This window comes from Vibrio sp. Vb1574 (assembly GCF_033338675.1).
In genome coordinates this window covers 1-1,110 of sequence record NZ_JAWOTC010000386.1, presented here as the reverse complement: position 1 = coordinate 1,110, position 1,110 = coordinate 1, and the positions used below count along the sequence as shown (strand labels likewise).

1 protein-coding gene and 1 pseudogene are annotated in these 1,110 nt (G+C 47.9%); both read left to right on the top strand.

What is annotated here, in order from left to right; all coding sequences use genetic code 11:
* The first annotated feature begins 53 nt into the window (after positions 1–53).
* The gene (locus R7O12_RS26365; protein ID WP_318127022.1) at positions 54–797 is read left to right on the top strand and encodes an energy transducer TonB; all 744 of its coding nucleotides are present in this window, start codon (positions 54–56) and stop codon (positions 795–797) included.
* Positions 797–1,110 (top strand): annotated as a pseudogene (locus R7O12_RS26360) (MotA/TolQ/ExbB proton channel family protein); the annotation flags it as partial. The gene R7O12_RS26365 and the pseudogene R7O12_RS26360, both read left to right, overlap by 1 nt.

The window sequence follows — 1,110 nt, the reverse complement described above, 5'->3', positions numbered from 1 at the left end:
CGATTGTAAGTAATAATCGCCTCAAGTTTTCATAGTTCTACCGAGAATAACCCGTGAACGTACAAAGATATGTCATTGCAGGAGGCGCCTCTCTCGTCATTCATGCCGCACTTCTTTTTGTCTCGCAAGAGAACAAAGTGTTCGCAATGCCTGCTGGAAACCCAGCAAGCTCGGTAAGCCTCAACCTTGTATCTGCACCACCACCAACGCTCGAAAAGCCCACACCAGAGAATGTGGAACCACCAAAAGAGCCACAGCCTCAAAAACAGCCTGAGCCAGAAAAGAAGGTCGTTAAGAAGCAGGTTGTCAAAAAAGAGGCGGTGAAGAAAAAGGTGGTCGAGAAAAAGCCAGAGCCAATTAAGCAACCTAAGAAAGTGGAACCAACCAAAACGGTTGCCAAGCAAGAAACTCAGCCCAAAGCCGAACCGAAGAAAAAAATTGAACCGGTGAAGAAAGATACGGTTACTCAGCAAACTGCATCAGCGAGCCAATCCAAAGGGGCAACGTCTCAGCCTATTTTGGTCGACAAACCAACGTTTGTGAGTCAACCAACGCAGCCCCGCTATCCAAGGTCTGCGCAAAGACGCGGTATCGAAGGCGCAGCCTTGTATGAGGTATGGCTCGATGAGAATGGCAACCAAATCAAACATGTTTTGCTTGAATCGTCTGGCACCGAGTCGCTGGATGCCTCAGCGCTGCGAGCTATTAAACAATGGCAATTTACACCACATATTTTAGGCGGGCTAAAAGTGGCTCACCGAGTACAAATACCAGTTCGTTTTAAGTTGGATGGATAATGGAACAACTACAAGAATTACAAACTCAGTTCGGTCTTATGACATGGCCTTTGATCATTTGCTCGGCACTCACCGTCATGATCATTGCAGAACGACTCTTCCAAGTATTCATCAGTCTTGGCGTTGGAAAAAGTGCCATTCGTCAACATTTGGCTAGTCTAGACCCAACTAACAGCCGAGATATTGAAGCGCTGGCCGATGAGTTGTCGGGCAAGCGTCCCCTACTTTATCGCGGTGTAGCAATGCTGTTGGCTCACCACTCATTCGCTAAATCGCTGCGTGAAGACGCGGCGGGCATGTGGCTGCAAGAAAA